Source organism: Allorhizobium sonneratiae, assembly GCF_023700755.1.
GTDB lineage: Bacteria > Pseudomonadota > Alphaproteobacteria > Rhizobiales > Rhizobiaceae > Allorhizobium > Allorhizobium sonneratiae.
The window spans coordinates 292,539-305,187 of the sequence record NZ_JAMKOJ010000001.1; the positions used below are offsets into that span (position 1 = coordinate 292,539).

9 protein-coding genes and 1 tRNA gene are annotated in these 12,649 nt (G+C 59.9%); 2 read left to right on the plus strand and 8 right to left on the minus strand.

Going from position 1 to position 12,649, the window contains the following annotated elements; translation table 11 throughout:
* Positions 1-6 precede the first annotated feature (6 nt).
* The 3 genes from NAC44_RS01235 to NAC44_RS01245 form a co-directional block, all read right to left on the minus strand.
* Complete coding sequence (locus tag NAC44_RS01235) at positions 7-2,145, minus strand: FUSC family protein (RefSeq protein ID WP_250937044.1); 2,139 nt, start codon at positions 2,143-2,145, stop codon at positions 7-9.
* A gap of 3 nt (positions 2,146-2,148) precedes the next feature.
* Positions 2,149-2,613 (minus strand): MarR family winged helix-turn-helix transcriptional regulator, encoded by a 465-nt coding sequence (locus NAC44_RS01240; protein WP_250937045.1) that lies wholly within the window; start codon positions 2,611-2,613, stop codon positions 2,149-2,151.
* 328 nt (positions 2,614-2,941) lie between these two features.
* A complete protein-coding gene (locus NAC44_RS01245) occupies positions 2,942-3,739 on the minus strand; it encodes a helix-turn-helix transcriptional regulator (protein WP_250937046.1) in 798 nt (265 codons plus the stop codon).
* Positions 3,740-3,839: 100 nt separating this feature from the next.
* On the opposite strand from NAC44_RS01245, the gene NAC44_RS01250 reads away from it, so the two are divergent.
* Entirely contained in the window at positions 3,840-4,247 is a 408-nt protein-coding gene (locus NAC44_RS01250) for a DUF2000 family protein (protein ID WP_250937047.1), read from the plus strand.
* A 43-nt stretch (positions 4,248-4,290) separates the two neighbouring features.
* Here NAC44_RS01250 and NAC44_RS01255 read toward each other — a convergent pair.
* The 4 genes from NAC44_RS01255 to NAC44_RS01270 all read right to left on the minus strand — a co-directional run bounded on the left by NAC44_RS01255 (position 4,291) and on the right by NAC44_RS01270 (position 8,005).
* Positions 4,291-4,367 (minus strand) — tRNA-Met (locus NAC44_RS01255).
* 135 nt (positions 4,368-4,502) lie between these two features.
* Positions 4,503-5,699: a tRNA 2-thiouridine(34) synthase MnmA gene (gene mnmA, locus NAC44_RS01260; RefSeq protein WP_250937048.1), complete on the minus strand. Its 1,197-nt coding sequence runs from the start codon at positions 5,697-5,699 to the stop codon at positions 4,503-4,505.
* A 276-nt stretch (positions 5,700-5,975) separates the two neighbouring features.
* A complete protein-coding gene (locus tag NAC44_RS01265) occupies positions 5,976-7,346 on the minus strand; it encodes a DEAD/DEAH box helicase (RefSeq protein ID WP_250937050.1) in 1,371 nt (456 codons plus the stop codon).
* A 338-nt stretch (positions 7,347-7,684) separates the two neighbouring features.
* Complete coding sequence (locus NAC44_RS01270; protein WP_250937052.1) at positions 7,685-8,005, minus strand: hypothetical protein; 321 nt, start codon at positions 8,003-8,005, stop codon at positions 7,685-7,687.
* Positions 8,006-8,414: 409 nt separating this feature from the next.
* On the opposite strand from NAC44_RS01270, the gene NAC44_RS01275 reads away from it, so the two are divergent.
* Positions 8,415-10,568, plus strand: a complete 2,154-nt coding sequence (locus tag NAC44_RS01275; protein ID WP_250937053.1) for a methyl-accepting chemotaxis protein — start codon at positions 8,415-8,417, stop codon at positions 10,566-10,568.
* 391 nt (positions 10,569-10,959) lie between these two features.
* On the opposite strand, the gene NAC44_RS01280 is transcribed toward NAC44_RS01275, so the two are convergent.
* Positions 10,960-12,537 (minus strand): FGGY-family carbohydrate kinase, encoded by a 1,578-nt coding sequence (locus NAC44_RS01280; RefSeq protein ID WP_250937055.1) that lies wholly within the window; start codon positions 12,535-12,537, stop codon positions 10,960-10,962.
* Positions 12,538-12,649 lie beyond the last annotated feature (112 nt).

The window sequence follows — 12,649 nt, forward strand, 5'->3', positions numbered from 1 at the left end:
GGAGGCTTACTCGGCAGCAATGGCGAAAGAGGAGGCGTGGCGGGGATCGGCTTCTTGCGGCGGTGTCGCCGTGGGAAACAGCACCCGGCGGATGCCGACAAGAGCATCGATGACAGCGCGGCGGTCAGCGTTTTCATCCTGGACAGTGACAGATCCGGCCGGGTTGGAAGCCGGGAGATGAGGATCTGTACTCTGCAAGAGCGGTGAGGGGATTTGCCCGGTCCGGCTCGTGTGAAGGGCTGCATCGATCGATTGGCGCAGATCCTCCGGGGCGGACAGAGTCTTGGCGCTGCGTGCCTGCCGCTTGTAGTGTTCGGCAATGCCGTGCAGAACCGCGACCACATTGTCTTTGATCGTGGCCGGCAGGTGCGGGCGCATATCCTGAAGGATTGCCACATTGAGGCCGAGGCGCAGATCGGCAAAGCCGTCGACATCGGCAAGCTCACGGGCATTCATCGCGGCAAGGCGCGGCACGAGCTGGCCCAGCCGGTCGAGATTGCGGGTGGCCAGCCGATAGGTGCCACCGACAGCGGCACCCGAGGCCATATCCGCCAGATCCTGCCAGCCTGAGCGCAACAGTCGCCGCGCCGCCAGCTCGGCACCGAAGGGGTGGGTGAGGCGGTTCCAGGCCAGCGCAAACCCCAGACCCAGCACGGTGGCAAGCCCGCCATTGGCGAAATTGACCATATTGGCGCTGTAACGATCCTGAAAGCCGATCAGCGTGGCGACATTGACCGCCAGAAGCAGCCCCATCATGCCGGTCTGCGGATTTGTGATCGCCGTGCCGAGATAGAGAAAGAACGGAGCAAGCACCATCACCATGATCGGAAAGCTGGTGACCATGGGAAAGACGCCATAGACATAGACAAAGGCGACGGCAACGGAGAGCGCCGTCCAGAGCGTCATGGCGCGGATCATCGGCGCGGGTCTGTCCTGAGCGGCGAAAAACGAGCCGGCCACAGCAGCCATGGCGACAAAGCTCGATCCCTGCGCAAAGCCCAGCGCCAGCCAGACCATGAAGGAGGCAAAGGTACCGCCCACCACGACTGCGGCCTTGAGCAGCAGCAGAGCGCGGTCATGGTGGCGACCGGAGGAGACAGGTTGGTGGGTCAGAAGCGCGCTATCCGGCAGGGTGGCTTTGCCTGAGCCGATGGCGTTGGCCAGCACGATGCAATCGTGCCACAGGCTGATGATCTGGCGAAGGCGTGCGAGCAGGCTGGTATAGAGGAGGCCGCTCCATGTCTCATTCTGGCAGGTGGCTTCCAGAGCGCCAAGACGCTGAAGGAAAATCTCGGCTGTCGCGGGTGCGCCGCCGGATTTTTCTCCGATCCATTCGGCCACCTCGGAAAGCAGGGTGACCAGGGGAGCTGGCAGGTCGCCCTCCTGCTGCTTCAAGGCATGCAGGCGGTCGGCCAGCGACGACATCTGCGGCAGAAGCATCAGCAGGCGGCCGCGCAGGGCCTTTGCCTGCGCGCGGATATCGCGTGCGCCATGGTCATAGCCAAGCTGGCTGATGATCAGGTCAAGGCTGGTGACGTCGGAGGCCAGCGCCTGCCGCTTGATCGGTGTCAGTGGGCTTGCACCTTCGCCTTTCAGGATTTCGCCGGCCCATGCGGCCGTATCGGCCAGCCAGCCATCAATACGGTCCTTGAAAGGGCCGCTCAGGCTTGCCGGAAACAGCAGCGTGTTGACCAGACTGGCGCAGACGATGCCCAGAATGATTTCCTCGGAGCGCGAAAGCGCCGTGGCGAAGACCGTGGCGGGGCTGGTGACGGAAGACAGCGCCACCAGCGGCAGGGTATAGCCCGCCAGCATGAAGACATAGCTGCGGGCACGCCGCTCCAGCATGGAGAAAAACAAAAGCGTGCCGGTCCAGAGCGATACGGTGATCGCCAGCAGGATCGGCTTGTCGGCCAAAAGCGGCAGCAGAGCCACAGAGGCAGCCGCACCGATCACGGTGCCGAGCGCCCGATAAAGCGCCTTGGAGCGGGTTGCCCCGGAAAAGGGATTGGAGACGATGTATACGGCAGACAAGGCCCAGTAAGGCCGTTCCAGATCGAAGGACAGCGCCAGATAGAGCGCCAGCATGCCGGCGATGAAGGTCTTGAGAGAAAAGAGCCAGTCGCGTGTGGTTGGCAGTGTCATGGCCTAGTCCTTCTGTTCGGATCCGACGCGTTCAGCCGAGCAACGTTCCTGCATCTGGTCCAGAATCTTCAGGAACAGCGTCAGTTCCTCCGGGCTGATGCCAGACAAGACGGTTTCCCGTTCGTCATCGAACAGGGCTTCGATCCGCGCGGCCATGGTTTCGCCGGCCTCTGTCAGCCACAGGCCCTTGGCGCGGCGATCGTTCGGGTCATCGCGCCGCTCGACAAGGCCGCGGCCTTCCAGCTGATCGAGAAGACGCACCAGCGAGGGGCCTTCAATGCCGACATGTTCGGCCAGAGCAATCTGGCGAATGCCGCCGCCAAGGCGGCTGATCCAGATCAGCGGTGCGGCGCAGGCTTCCGAAAGCCCATGCTGCACCAGCGCCGCATCGATATGGCGGCGCCAAAGCCGGGCATTGGTCAACAGCCGGGCGGTGAAAAGACGGCGAAGGGATTTGATATCTGTCATGTCAGCTAGATAGGAGAAAAATAATTAGGATACAAATGATTTTGATGCTTATCATGCTGCATAGGCGAATATCGGCTATGCGAAAAAAGAAAGGCAGATTCATCGCGTGCCTGTTGATTGCATAATCCCTTAAACCTGACTCGAGTGAATAAGAAAATTATGCAGCAAATATAAATATTTACAGAAAATCTTTGTGCGCCATTTATGGCGCATGGCGCGTAGAGCTTTTCAAGGTTTCACGGAAACACGAAAAAGCTCTCACTCATTGTTTTTCCGCATTTCCGGACGGAAAACCGTTTCACACTTTTCTCGGGGCAATGCCCTAGCCTCAGATGCGCCCGGCTTGTCTGATAAGGGTTGACCAGCGGCCTGGAGTCATGCCGAAAGCCCGGCGGAAATGGCGGGTGAAATGGGCCTGATCGGCAAATCCGACGCTGAAGGCGATGTCTGCCAGGCTGAGGCCGTCGATGATCAGCGACTTGGCCCGTTCCAGACGCCGCATGATGACATAGCGGTGCGGGCTGGTTCCGGTCAGCCGGCGAAATTGTCGCGCCAGTTCATAACGATCAAGCCCGGTCGCCGCCTCAAGATCGGTGGATCGGACGAGGCGATCGGCATGGCTGTCGAGAAAATCGCGCGCCAGCTGTACAGCCTTTTGCGCCGAGGCCCGCAGGGGCCGTGACGGATGCTGGGCATGTGCCTCAAGCCGGGAAACGATGCGCATTGTCGCATCATCCATCAGCAAATCCGTCGGCTGCTGCTCGAGATCGCCAAGAAGGTCGGCCAACGCCTGCAGCAGCTGTTTGTCCTTGACGATGGGATCGGAAACGAAAGGCAGGCTGTTGCGGTGATGACTGGCGGAGCCAATCACATGCGGGGAAAGATAGACCATGCGATAGATCAGGCCAACCTCGGTTCCGGCTGCGCCGTCATGTACCTCATCGGGATGAAGGACAAGGATATTGCCGGGCTGGCTGAACCGCGACGAGCCCCTGTAGCGAAAGGTCTGGACCCCATGCAGCGTCAAGCCAAGGGCATAGGTATCATGCCGATGCGGGGAAAAACCATGGCCGTGAAAGCGCGCTTCCAGACGCTCCATGCCGCCCGGCGTCAGTGAAATGCGCATGCCGTCGTTCAATGGTCCGTTACACGAATGTTCAAGACCGCTGAAGGTGTCCGGCGATAGGAAGGCTTGATGTTGAAGACCGGTGAAGGAGTTGGCCTGCATGTTCGAAACCAAGATTGCCCTTGTCGTTCGCGATGATCTTGCTGTCTGGCAAAAGCTGAATGTAACCGCTTTTCTGACAAGCGGCGTCGTCTCGCAGGCGCCTGATATCATCGGTGAAGCTTACCGGGACGGTGCCGGGCATGTCTACAATGCCATGACAATTCAGCCGATTATTGTTCTTGTGGCCGGTCAGGCTCAGCTCAAAACCATTCTGAACCGGGCATTGGAGCGGCAGATCGTGACATCGGCCTATATAGAAGAGATGTTTGCCACAGGCCATGACGCGGCCAATCGCGACGTTTTTTCCCGGTTCACGCCGGACACGGCCAATCTCGTTGGACTGGGTTTACGCGCCGAGCGCAAGATCGTCGACAAGATCACCAAGGGCGCAAGAATGCATCCGTGACATTAAGGTTTTCACGGCAGGCATGGTTCAATCTCTGTTAAAATGGTAGCGGGAGGCGGACTTGAACCGCCGACCTTGGGGTTATGAATCCCACGCTCTAACCACCTGAGCTATCCCGCCATGCTTTCCTTGCAAAGGGCCGGTTGGTGCCCGCGAAAGCGATGGGCGGCTTATAAGGCGTGGTTCCCGGTAAAGTCAAGCGACTTTCACAGAAAAATGGGCCGTCGGGTCATGGGCCTTTCAAGTCTTTGTTTTTCATGCGGCAACTGGCTTCGCCAGCAGGCTTTGCAAGGCCGCTTCCGCATCGGCGCGTCGCTCGGAACGATCGATGAAACCGCCGCCGTAAACGCGGGCATCCTCGCCCGGTGCCGAATAGAGGACGCAGGCCTGACCTGGGGCAACACCGGCCTCGCCAATGGCGAGATCGACGTAAAAACCGTTTTCATCCCGATTGAGGCTGGCGGGAGCGGGCGGGCGGGTGGAGCGCACCTTGGCAAAGCAAGCAAAGCCGTTACGGGCGTCCTCCTCGATCGGGCGGTCGCCCAGCCAGTTGATGTCGCGCAGATAGACGCGCCGTGTTTCCAGTGCTTCTTTCGGGCCTACGATCACCCTTTTTGAGCGGGCATCGAGATAAATCACGTAAAGCGGCTCGCCAGTGGCGACCCCCAGACCTTTGCGCTGGCCGATGGTGTAATGCAAAATGCCCTCATGGCGACCGAGCACGCGCCCGTCGAGATGGACGATTTCGCCGCTCAGGGCCGCATTCGGCTTGAGCTTGGTGATGATGTCGGCATATTTGCCCTGCGGGACGAAACAGATGTCCTGGCTGTCGGCCTTTTGCGCCACCACCAGCCCCATCTCCTCGGCCAGCCTGCGGGTTTCGGCCTTGGACATGGCGCCCAGCGGAAAGCGCAGATAATCGATCTGCTCCTGCGTGGTGGCAAACAGGAAATAGCTCTGGTCGCGCTCGCTGTCGACCGGGCGAAACAGCGCCCTGTGGCCTGCATTGCCGGGAAGGGGCAAGGCCTTGGAGCGGATATAATGGCCGGTTGCCAAGGCATCTGCCCCCAGCTCCCTTGCCGTGGCCAGAAGATCGGCAAATTTGACCGTCTGATTGCAGGCCACGCAGGGGATCGGCGTTTCCCCGGCGATATAGCTGTCCATGAAGGGATTGATCACGGTGTCGCGGAAGCGCTGCTCGTAATCCAGCACGTAATGAGGAATGCCCAGCGTTTCGCAGACCCGGCGCGCATCGTCGATATCCTGACCGGCGCAGCAGGAACCCGCCCGGTGGACAGCGGCACCGTGATCGTAAAGCTGGAGCGTGATGCCGAGCACATCATAGCCCTCGCGTTTCAACAGTCCCGCAACAACGGAACTGTCAACGCCGCCCGACATGGCAACGACGACGCGGGTGTCTTCGGGCTTCTTGTCAAAATCCAGCGTGTTCACGGCTCTTGGTCTTTCGATGGGCTTTTTGTTTTGGCGCAGGGTCTCACCGCAAAACCGGGCCCTACTTTTCGGTCCCATGCTCCAAGCGTTATGGTGATGCAATGATCCTGTAAAGGCCATATAGGAAAGACGAGGGATTGACGCAAGTTTTGCGTCCTTTCACCCGTCCCGTCCGTCCTGTCGTCTCAACGCAGAAGAGATGGAAAGGCCTGCTCTCCATCTCTTCTTTGCAATCGTTTTATCCCTTCATGCCTGAGGCGTGTCGGGAGAACGGTCTCAGCGACCGCTGCGGGCGGCGCCGCCACCCTGCTGGCGCTGGCGGTTGCCGCTGCGGGCCGGGCGGTTGTTGCCGCCGGGCTTGCGGTTTCCGGGCTGGCCCTGGCGCTCGCCCTTGGCCTCGTCGCGCGGGCCGCGTCCGCCCTGCGGGCGACCGTCCTTGCGCGGCTGGCCACCATTGCTGTGATTACGGTTGTTGCCGCCACGGCGGGCCGGGCGGGCCGGACGTTCGAGGCTGGCATGGGGCTCACCGCTGGCAATGGCGATCTCAATGCCCATCAGCCGCTCGATATCGTGCAGCAGGCGGCCTTCATCAGGTCCGCAAAAGGCAATGGCAATGCCGTCGCGACCGGCGCGCGCGGTGCGGCCGATGCGATGCACATAGGCGTCCGGCACTTCCGGCAGGTCATAGTTGAACACATGGCTGACGGCGGGAATATCGATACCGCGGGCGGCGACATCGGTGGCGATCAGCGTCTTGATCGAGCCATCGCGAAAACCCTTCAGCGCCCGTTCACGCTGGCCCTGGCTCTTGTTGCCATGGATGGCGGCAACGGAATGGCCGGTCAGATCCAGATGCTTCGTCAGCTTTTCCGCACCATGCTTGGTACGCAGGAAAACGATGGCGCGGCTGTCGGGATTGTCGGCCAGCGCCTGTTTCAAAAGCTCGGTCTTGTGGTTCTGACCGTTGACGAAGTGCACATATTGCTCGATCTTATCGGCTGCCTTGCCGGGCGGTGTGACTTCGACGCGTGCGGGGTCGGTGAGAAAGCTTGCGGCCAGATCGGCAATTGCCTTCGGCATGGTGGCCGAAAACAAGAGCGTCTGGCGCTTGGCCGGCACCATCTTGGCGATCTTGCGCAGATCGTGGATGAAGCCGAGATCAAGCATCTGGTCGGCCTCGTCCAGTACCAGATGGGTGACGGCCTTGAGTGACAGCGCATTGCGGGCGATCAGATCGAGAAGACGACCGGGCGTTGCCACCAGAATATCGGTGCCGCGCTCCAACTGGAACTGCTGCTTGTTGATCGAGGCGCCACCGACGACCTGATTGATCTTGAGCGGCGTCTTGCGCAGGTAACTGCGCAGATTGTCGGCGATCTGGTTCACCAGTTCACGGGTAGGGGCGAGGATCAGCGTGCGCGTGGTGCGCGCTTGCGGCCGGATGTTTTCTTTCAGAAGCAGTTCGAGGATCGGCAGGCCGAAGGCAGCGGTCTTGCCGGTGCCGGTCTGGGCAAGGCCAATCAGGTCGCGGCCGGTCAGAACGATCGGGATCGCCTGTTCCTGAATGGGTGTGGGTGTTTCAAAGCCGAGTGCCACCAACGTGGCGACAATGGAATTCGACAGGCCAAGTTCGTTAAAACCGGTCACTTCATATACCTTTCGGGGCGCCGGAAGCCTTGATCCCGCGCCCGCCTTATTGCGGTCGCGTCTGCTTCTGGCGTCAAGAACCCCGCGTGAATTGGGAACTTGTCAGTTGGAAAAATGCTTTCAGGCGCAGCAGGTGACTTTCACCTTATGCAATTGCGCCTTTCTCTTCCTTGCATGATCTGAATGGCAGGGCGCGCTCACGCGGCGGCCGGAAGAAGGAAAGACTGGTGCGGCTTTTGCATGGAAAGCCGCAAAATGTCAAGCGCCCGCATCAGACTGCGGGCGTTTTTGCTCAGTTCGGGTCAATGAAAGCCTCGAAAGGCTCCCGACTATAATGATCAATCCGGGCACACCCGCACGCGGTAGCCATAGCCATAATAATCATGGCGCCATTCATAATGGCAGGCCGGTACATAGACCTGGCGATAGATAACACGTGGCGGCGGTGGCGGTGGCGGCGCATATTCGGGATAGTAATACACCGGCCGGTGATAGGTGTCATTGATGATGGCGCTGCCGATAATGCCGCCCAAAGCGCCGGCAGCAACACCGCCCCAGAAATGCGGGCGGGCATCGGCGGCAGAGGTGGAGGCAATCAGGGATACGCCAACCACGGTCGCAAGGAGGCCCGCAGACATGGTCTTATGCAATACGGACATGATGTTATCCTTTCAAAGCGTTTCTCCGAGGAGATGATGGTGATCCTCGTCCCCAAACTCGGCGCTTTAATGGTCACTTTGCGGCATAAAGATTAAATGCCGTTCATCTCCGGTTTAGGCTCAAACCCCAATCAGGATGGGCGTTCTGTCTGAGTTTTGACCTTGGCCGCGCTCTTGTGGCAATAAACTGCAGGCCGACGATGACGTGAGTGGCATGAATGCGTCGATCAACAAGACGTCGAAGCCATAACATCATTAAAATCAATAATATATATAAATTTTATTATAATTAAGTTTTTTAAAATATTTGCACCCTAGGGTGGAATGCGCGGCAACGTTTTCTGTGGCATTCCGGAGACATCTTATGACGGTGGCGGATCTTTCAATTGCTAAACGCATCCTTTTGGCCATGGCTCTGCCATTGGTCGCCGTCGTCTATCTGGCGGTCGGGCAGATGGCGCAGACATGGCGTCACTATGACATGATGAGCGGCATCGTGGTGATGACAGGGGCGCTCGATACGCTTGGCACAACCGTTCATGCGCTGCAGGTCGAGCGCGGATTGACGGCGGGTTTTCTCGGCTCAAAGGGTGGCTTGAACGCAGCCGAGCTGAAACAGGCGCGTCAGGAGACCGACCGCAGTCTTGCGCAGATTGCCCGGCTGGAAAGCCGCATGGCCGAGCTTGCGACGCCGCAGCTTCACCGCACGCTGATGCAACTGACAAAAAGCCTTTCCTCTCTTGCAACGATGCGCCAGTCGGTCGATGACCTCGTCAGCAGCGGGGCGGACAGTTTCGGCTATTACACCCGGACCATTACCGAGGCGCGGCAGGCAGAGCGCGCCATGCCGCTCGACGCCATGCCGTTTGCGACAGCCAGGGCGTTTCTTTCGCTCGATCATCTGGAAAACGCCAAGGAGGCTGCTGGACAGGAACGGGGCATGGGCAACGGCTTTATCGCGGCGGGCAAGATGGATCCGGCCCGGTTTTCCACGTTCGTGATGATGGCTGGCGCGCAACAGGCAAGCTTGAGCAGTTTTTTTGCTTTGCAGTCCGAGGCGAAGGCTGCGGCGGACAAGGAACGCCTTGATGTGGTTTCCAGAGATGTCATCGATATGCGTCAGGCACTCATGGCTGGTGGGGCTGCCGCTGACCTCTCTGCTCTCAAGGCAAAAGCATGGTTTGCCGCCACGACGCAGCGCATCAATGTGATGTACGAGATCGAACGCGGCCTGTTGCAGGAGGCCGGTCAGAGTGCGCGCACGGATGCGGCAAAGGCATATCGCAGCCTGGTCGTCATGGTGCTTGTCTGGAGCCTGGCGGGCGTGGCGATCCTGACCATTTCGGTTCTTCTGGGCCTGTCTCTGGTGCGTCCGCTCAAGGCATTGACCGGGTGGATGGCAAAGCTGGCCGAGGGCGATGTGTCGGTCCATGCGATCTCGGCGCGCAAGGACGAGATCGGGGATATGGAGCGTGCCGTCGAGATCTTCCGTCTTGCGGCCATTCGCAACCAGACACTGGAAGCAGAGGCTGAACAGGCGCGTGAGGCGGCAGAGCGCGAGCGTGCCGAGATCCAGCGTCTGGCTGAGGAAGAGGCCGAACGCCTTTTGCTGCAGGCGACCGGCACGCTGGCCGAAGCGCTGCAGCGTCTTGCCGCCGGCGATATGATGTGTGACATCGAAAAGCCGCTTGCTGCGCGGTTTGAAGGATTGCGGCGCGATTTCAATCAGTCGGTGCGGCAATTGCGTGAGACCCTGCTACAGGTCGACGGGTCCGTCTCCGCTGTCGATGGCGGTGCACAGGAGGTGTCCGCAGCCTCCGGCGATCTGTCGCAACGCTCCGAACTGCAGGCTGCCTCGCTGGAGGAAACCGCAGCCGCGCTCGATGAAATCACCGCCAATGTCGCCTCCACCTCCCGGCGCACGGCGGAAGCACGTGGCGTTGCCCATTCCGCCAGCCAGCAGGCGCTCCGTTCCGGCGAGATCGTCGGCAATGCGGTTTCCGCGATGGACCGGATCGAGCAGTCCGCCGAACAGATCACCAACATCATTTCCGTTATCGACGAGATCGCCTTCCAGACCAATCTTCTGGCGCTCAATGCCGGTGTTGAGGCCGCGCGTGCCGGAGAAGCCGGAAAGGGTTTTGCCGTCGTGGCCCAAGAGGTGCGGGAACTTGCCCAGCGATCGGCCAAGGCCGCCAAGGAAATCAATGCGCTGATCCGCAATTCGGCCGACGCCGTCAAGGACGGGGTCAAGCTGGTGGATGAAACCGGCGAGGGCCTGCGCATGATCGGCGATCTGGTCAAATCCTTTACCGGCCATATGGATGCGATTGCCGCCGCCACGCAGGAGCAGTCTGCCGGTCTGGCCGAGGTCAATTCGGCGATCAATACCATGGATCAGTCCACCCAGAAAAACGCCGCCATGGTCGAGGAAATGACGGCGGCGGCGGCAACGCTCGGGCGTGAAAGCAGCAATCTGAAACAGATGGTGTCCCGTTTCACCCTCCTGCATAATTCCTTAAATCAGGTAGGATTTAAGGAGAAAATTATGCAGCAGATTTAGAGCATCGTGCGATCAATATGATGCATTCTGTTTGCTCAAACTTGCCGTCCCACAAGGCGGATGGCGCAGCGCGATGCTATGTCATCGGGCAAGCCATCCAACGCAGTGGGGGGCAAGTTTCAGCAAACCCGAAGGGCCGCATGTCTTTACGTCCTGATCAAGATTTTTCCCTCGCACGTACCAAGCGGTATGCCCTTCGGCAAAAATCTTGATCAGCCCATAAATTCATTGCGGCAGAATGCGTCATATTGATCGCACGGTGCTCTAAAGTGCTACAGCGTCCTATGTGCGTTTTATAAAACGCACGGCGCTGTAGACGGAAAAACCGGCTCGCGCATGGCGCCTGGCGACTGGCAGGCGGCCTGATCGCCGTTTGCAGCCACTGGCCCCCTCAACGCAATGCGTTCAATTCCTGCCGGTGGCGCTGCATCAACAGGAACCGGGCATAATCCTGGTCATAAACCCTTTGACGGGCCGGATCAGGCTGTATGAGCCGGCTTTTCGGCCCCATGCGCTGTCCGGCGGTGGCCAGACCAGCATGAAGCCCGCAGGCGGCTGCGGCATTCATGGCGGTGCCAACCAGAACGGCATCCGTTTCGTCCGCGACCATCACGGAGCAGCCGGTAGCATCGGCATAAAGCTCAGTGAGCAGGGGGTTTTTGACATGGCCCCCGGTGAGATGCAGGCGGGGCAGGGGCGCATCTCCCACCATCATTTCGAGAATTTGCCTGAGGCCCAGCGCAATGCCCAGACAGGCCCGCCAATAGAGGCGGCACAGTCCGTCAAAAGAGGCATCCAGCGTCAGGCCGCTGATCACGCCCCTTAGGGCTGGATCGGCGAAGGGGGAGCGGTTGCCGTGAAAATCGGGCAGCACATCGAGGGTGGCTGCAAAGGGGTCGCCTTCTGCGGCGCGCAGGGTCTGTATGCGCTCAATCACGCGCCGATGCAGGGCTGTCACCGGTTCGCCACCTTGTGCATGAAGGCGCAGAATGTGGTTGAGCAGCGCGCCGGTTGCCGACTGGCCGGCTTCCACCAGCCACAGATCGGCAAAAATCGCGCCGTAATAGGGGCCCCAGAGGCTGTGGCGGAAGAGCGGCTGGTGCGAAAGCGAAATGAGGCAGCTCGATGTGCCGCCGATCAGCGCTACCTGTGCCTGTCTGTCATTGGAAAGATCGGTGGTCCCGAGAACACCGAGGGCTCCGGCATAGGCGTCGACCATGCCCGCCGCCACGACGACCTGTGTCGACAGGCCGAGCGCGTCGGCCACCTCCGGTGTCAGCGTACCGATGGCGGTGCCAACAGCTTGCCCCCGTTCGGGAAGTCCCGCCGTATCGATCAGATCGTCCAATCCGACGCGATTGAGGAAATCCTGCTGCCAGCCGGGACGGGTATGGCCAAAAAAGCTCCATTTCGACGCCAGCGTGCAGAGCGAGCGGGCCGTCGAACCGGTGGCGCGAAAGGTGAGGTAATCGGCAAGGTCGAAAAACAGGCCTCCTTCAGCCCAGAGATCCGGGCGATGCCGTTTCAGCCACATCAGCTTGGGAATTTCCGCCTCCGGCGACATGACATTGCCGGTATGTTTCAGCACCGGGTGATCGATCCGAGAGCATTCCAGCGCCTCAGCACGGGCGCGGTGATCAAGCCAGGCCAGTGTGTCAAAGCGGTGCGGACCTTCTTCCCGCAAGCTCAGAGGCGAACCGTCGCGCTGTCTCAGCACCAGCGAGCAGGTGGCATCAAAACCAAGGGCGGCAATCCTGTCAGGGCTTATGCCGGAGGCGGCAAGGGCTGCGCGGATGGCGTGGATGCAGGCGGCCCAGATCTCGTCGCCATCATGCTCGCCCAGATGATCACGCGGCCGCGATAGCGTGATCATCCGCTCTTCACGGGAGAGAAGAGTACCATCGTCCGACACCACGCCAGCGCGTGCGCTGCCGGTTCCGACATCCACCGCAATCACATAATCCCGCATGACGGTTTGTTTCCATCCCAGATTTTGACTGCATCATTGCTGAAAACGTCTTGAAGCACTGGGCGATTATGCAGTGCAAGGCGCTTTCTGCAGTCAGTTATGCTTGTTTCCG